3 protein-coding genes are annotated in these 3943 nt (G+C 70.8%); all 3 read right to left on the reverse strand.

The features are described 5' to 3' along the window. Nucleotides 1-37 precede the first annotated feature (37 nt). Complete coding sequence (locus tag ACFWFR_RS18085; protein ID WP_377623971.1) at nt 38-1057, reverse strand: Dyp-type peroxidase; 1020 nt, start codon at nt 1055-1057, stop codon at nt 38-40. Between the two features lie 294 nt (nt 1058-1351). Continuing rightward, a complete protein-coding gene (locus ACFWFR_RS18090; RefSeq protein ID WP_377623973.1) occupies nt 1352-2431 on the reverse strand; it encodes an aspartate-semialdehyde dehydrogenase in 1080 nt (359 codons plus the stop codon). A gap of 14 nt (nt 2432-2445) precedes the next feature. Further along, nucleotides 2446-3765: an aspartate kinase gene (locus ACFWFR_RS18095; protein ID WP_377623975.1), complete on the reverse strand. Its 1320-nt coding sequence runs from the start codon at nt 3763-3765 to the stop codon at nt 2446-2448. Nucleotides 3766-3943 lie beyond the last annotated feature (178 nt).

Here is a 3943-nt window from a genome sequence, read left to right on the forward strand (position 1 = left end):
GCCACAGCTCACTTCTCGGCGGCGATCGGTCCGTCCCTCACGACCCGACCGCCACCGCCCCGCTCTCGGGCTGCTGCTCGACCTCGTCGTCCGCGAGGCTCTCGAGCAGGTCGAGCGACGGCACGAAGAACAACGACCCCGTCAGGGCCGTGGACACCTCGAGGATCCGGTCGGTGTTTCCCTCGGGCTCACCGATGAACATGCGGTGCAGCATGAGCTCGGTCACCGAGGGGTCCTTCGCGTACGCGATGTAGTACGTCCCGAACTCGCCCGCGCCCGCGTCGCCGAACGGCATGTTGTCGCGCAGGATCGCGAGCTCCTCGCCGTTCTCGTCCTCGACGACGTTGAGCGCGACGTGCGAGTTGCTGGGCTTGACGTCGTCGTCGAGCTCGATGTCGTCGAGCTTGGTCCGCCCGATCGCCTTCTCCTGCTCCTCGGTGCTCAGCCCGTTCCACGCGTCGAGGTCGTGCACGTACTTCTGCACCACGACGTAGCTCCCGCCCACGAAGTCCGGCTCGTCCACGACCAGCGCGGCCTCGGGGGCCGCCCGGCCCGTCGGGTTCTCCGTCCCGTCGACGAAGCCCAGGAGGTCGCGCGAGTCGAAGTACCGGAAGCCCGTGGTCGAGTCCTCGACGACCACCGCGTCCCCCAGCGCACGCATGATCTGGCGGGCCAGCTCGAACGTCAGGTCCGCCCGGTCGGCGCGGAGGTGGAAGAGCACGTCGCCCGGGGTCGACGGGGCCGTGTGGCGTGCGCCGGCCAGCGCCCTGAGCGGGTGCAGGTGCGCGGGACGCGGCGCACCTGCAGGGCGCACGCGGTCCCAGAAGCTCGACCCGAGGCCCACGACGCACGACAGCTCGGCCCGCCCCTGCCGGAACCCGACCGAGCGCACCAGACCGTTGACGTCGGAGGCGACACCGAGCAGCGTCGCGTCCGCCTCAGGGCTCCCCGTGGAGCTCACCACGAGGAACTCCGCCGACGTCGTGAGCTGGTAGAGCACAGGCTGCGGCTCGGGGTCCGGTGCAGGGACAGGAGCCGGGAGCTGGGGGTTGGTCACGGGAGACACCTCCGCGTCGTGCCCGGCGCACGGGAGGCGCGGGTCTCCCCCGAGTCTGTCGGGCGTCCGGCGGTTCGGCGCGCGCAACGGCTCCCGTGCGAGCCGACGCTGCCGTGAGGGGTGCCGCGAGCCGTCGCAGGTGGTCCCGAGGGGCCGGACCAGGTGCGCACAGCCCGACGGCGCCCGCCCACCGGAAGGTGAGGGGCGCCGTCGGGCACCGCGATGCCTGGTCCGTCTCCGGACCAGCGGGACGGGCGGGAGGTCACAGCCCCCCGCCCTTCCCGGCAGCACGAGTCAGGCCGAGGCAGCGGCCTTGCTCGTGAGGTCTGCCGCGACCAGCTCCGCGACCTGCACCGCGTTGAGCGCGGCACCCTTGCGGAGGTTGTCGTTCGAGACGAACAGCACCAGGCCGCGACCGCCCGGCACGCTCTGGTCGGTGCGGATGCGGCCCACGAACGACGGGTCGGCACCTGCGGCCTCGAGCGGGTTGGGGACGTCCGCGAGCTCGACGCCCGGGGCCGACGCGAGCAGGTCGCGTGCGCGGTCCGGGGTGATGGCCCGAGCGAACTCGGCGTGGATCGCGAGCGAGTGCCCCGTGAAGACCGGGACGCGCACGCACGTGCCCGCGACCAGGAGGTCGGGAAGGCCCAGGATCTTGCGCGACTCGTTGCGGAGCTTCTTCTCCTCGTCGGTCTCCTCCTCGCCGTCGTCGACGATCGACCCGGCGAGCGGCACCACGTTGAACGCGATGTTGCGCGGGAACTTGTCCGGTGCGGGGAACGTGACCGCGCTGCCCGAGTGCACCAGACCCGTGAGGTCCTGCTCGGCCCCTGCGACCGCCTGGTCACGGAGCTCGGCCGCGCCGACAAGTCCCGCTCCCGAGACCGCCTGGTACGTCGCGACGATCAGGCGCTCGAGGCCTGCCTCGTCCGCGAGCGGCTTGAGGACCGGCATCGCGGCCATCGTGGTGCAGTTCGGGTTCGCGATGATGCCCTTGCGCGCCTCGTGGATCGCTTCCGGGTTGACCTCGGACACGACGAGCGGGACGTCCGGGTCCATGCGCCACGCCGAGGAGTTGTCGATCACGACGACGCCCGCGGCGGCATAGCGCTCGGCCTGCGCCTTGGCGGTCGCACCGCCCGCGGAGAACAGGGCGATGTCGAGACCCGACACGTCGGCCGTGGCCGCGTCCTCGACCACGACGTCCTCGCCCTTCCAGGGCAGCGTGCTGCCCGCGGAGCGGGCCGAGGCGAAGTAGCGGATCTGCGCGACGGGGAAGTCACGCTCCTCGAGCAGACGGCGCATGACGGCGCCGACCTGACCGGTCGCCCCGACGACGCCGACGACGAGGCCGGCAGAGTTCTGGTTGCTCATGGTGCTCTCCTCGCTCAACGGCCGGTGCCGGCGTAGACGACTGCTTCGCTCTCGCCGTCCAGCTCGAACGCGGTGTGGATGGCCCGCACCGCGTCGTCGAGGCTGTCGGCCCGCGTGACGACCGAGATGCGGATCTCGGACGTCGTGATCATCTCGATGTTGATGCCCGCGTCACGCAGCGCACCGAACAGGCGCGCGGACACGCCCGGGCTCGACTTCATGCCCGCACCGATGAGCGAGACCTTGCCGATCTGGTCGTCGTACTGGAGCGACGCGAAACCGATCTCCTCGCGCACGCCGTCCAGGGCCGTGGTCGCGAGCGCACCGTCGTCCATGGGGAGCGTGAACGAGATGTCGGTCAGGCCCGTGGCCGCGACCGAGACGTTCTGGACGATCATGTCGATGTTCGCGCCGGCACCGGCCACGACCTCGAAGATGCGGGCGGCCGTGCCCGGGACGTCCGGGACGCCCACGACGGTGATCTTGGCCTCGCTGCGGTCGTGCGCGACGCCCGAGATGATCGGATCTTCCATGATGACCTCTGCCTCGTTGTCGGCCGGGTGGCCGGGAGCCTGCTGGGGGACGTTGGGCACGGGGCGCGCGTCGTTCGACACGATGGTCCCCGGCTTCGTCGAGAACGACGAACGGACGTGGATGGGCACGCCGTAGCGGCGCGCGTACTCGACGCAGCGCAGCACCAGGACCTTGGCCCCGCTCGCCGCCATGTCGAGCATCTCCTCGTAGGAGATGCGGTCGATCTTGCGGGCCGTCGGCACGATCCGCGGGTCCGCGGTGAACACGCCGTCGACGTCGGTGTAGATCTCGCACACGTCGGCGCCCAGGCCTGCCGCGAGCGCGACCGCCGTGGTGTCCGAGCCGCCGCGACCGAGGGTCGTCACGTCGTTGGTGCTCTGCGTGACGCCCTGGAACCCGGCGACGATCGCGACCGAGCCCTTCTCGACCGTCTCGCGGATGCGGTGCGGCACGACGTCGACGATGTGCGCCTTGCCGTGCACGGCGTCCGTGATCACGCCGGCCTGCTGGCCCGTGAACGACTTGGCCTTGACGCCGAGGTTGTTGATCGCCATCGCCAGCAACGACATCGAGATGCGCTCACCTGCCGTGAGCAGGATGTCCATCTCGCGCTGGGGGGGAAGGGGGGTGACCTGCCTGGCGAGATCGATGAGCTCGTCCGTCGTGTCACCCATGGCCGAGACCACGACGACCACGTCATGTCCGGCCCGCTTGGTCTCTGCGATGCGCTTCGCCACCCGCTTGATGCTCTCCGCATCAGCTACCGACGAGCCACCATATTTCTGCACGACAAGTGCCACTAGCCTGCTCCGTTACGTCGCCGGCCTCCGTCTCTCTCAACGGCCCGCCGGGTGTTTTACGAGTCGGTCGATGATAGCCCGGGGCCCGTGAGCGGCGGGAGGGGGCTCAGGATGCGGGCGGTCCGGGCCCGTGCCGGTCGCTGACCTGCGGGGATGCTCGCTACCGGGTGCCGAGCAC

The sequence above is a fragment of the Oerskovia sp. NPDC060287 genome, assembly GCF_042726775.1.
Lineage (GTDB): Bacteria > Actinomycetota > Actinomycetes > Actinomycetales > Cellulomonadaceae > Oerskovia > Oerskovia merdavium.

What these genes read in the sequence shown, in the direction of transcription:
- ACFWFR_RS18090 (WP_377623973.1), bottom strand. Translation starts at nt 2,431, where the DNA reads ATGAGCAACCAGAACTCTGCCGGCCTCGTCGTCGGCGTCGTCGGGGCG.